Here is an 858-nt window from a genome sequence, read left to right as displayed (position 1 = left end):
GCGCCGCGGCGCTGCGTGTCGCGTTGCCCGACCATGCCGCGCCGCGCGGCCTGTCCTTTGCGCCGCCCCGCCCGCTGCCCGACCGCGCCGCCGCGCTCGCCATGGGCCTGGCCGAGGCCTATCGCGGCGCCGTCCGCCCGCATGAATGCGACACGGACGGCATCATGCGCCCCGATGGCGTCATCGCCCGCGTCTGGGACGGCGTGCCGAATCTGCGCAACCGCGGGACGGGCCTGGGCGTGAAGGAGGAAGGCGTGGGCGGCGCGGCGCTGGAATACCGCCTGATGCACCTCGCCCCGCTGCGCGCGGGGCAACTCGTAACCGTCACCAGCGGGCTGCGCGCCCTGGGCGAGAAGACCAGCACCTGGACCCACATCCTGCACGATGGGCAGACCGGCGCCCCGGTCGCGGCGGCCGAGGCCGTGGGCGTCGCCTTCGACCTCAAGGCGCGCAAGGCGATCGCGATCCCGCCGGCGCAACGCGCGGCGCTCGAAGCGCTGCTGGTGCCAGGCCTCGGCCTGTAGCGCGCCGCACCTGGGCGTGTGCGGGCGGCCTGCGTCGCCCTTGGGCGCAACCGCGGCAGCCATCCGGCGGCGCCCGGCGCATGCCGCTCCGCGCCCCGCGCCCCTCGATCGGCATGGCGCATCCCCCTGGCGCGGCTGGCCGTCCAGGCCCTATGTCGGCGGCAAGCACAGGGAGGACTCCGCGCCATGACCTTCGCCATCGGCCGCCGCGCCGCGCTCGGCCTCGCCGCCACCCTCGCGGCCGCTGGCGCGGCGCGGGCCCAGACCGTGCAGCGGCCGGCCCGCATCATCATCGGCTTCCCGCCCGGCGGGTCCTCGGACGTGGACCCGCCCG

The 858-nt window shown here is 77.3% G+C and carries 1 protein-coding gene; it reads left to right on the top strand.

The features are described 5' to 3' along the window. Nucleotides 1-524: acyl-CoA thioesterase (locus HW577_RS25795; RefSeq protein WP_198378925.1), on the top strand; the 524-nt coding region annotated here is incomplete at its 5' end. Nucleotides 525-858 lie beyond the last annotated feature (334 nt).

This window comes from Neoroseomonas rubea, assembly GCF_016106015.1.
GTDB lineage: Bacteria > Pseudomonadota > Alphaproteobacteria > Acetobacterales > Acetobacteraceae > Neoroseomonas > Neoroseomonas rubea.
Note: the sequence above shows the minus strand (reverse complement) of the source record. Positions and strands in the feature narration are given on the sequence as shown.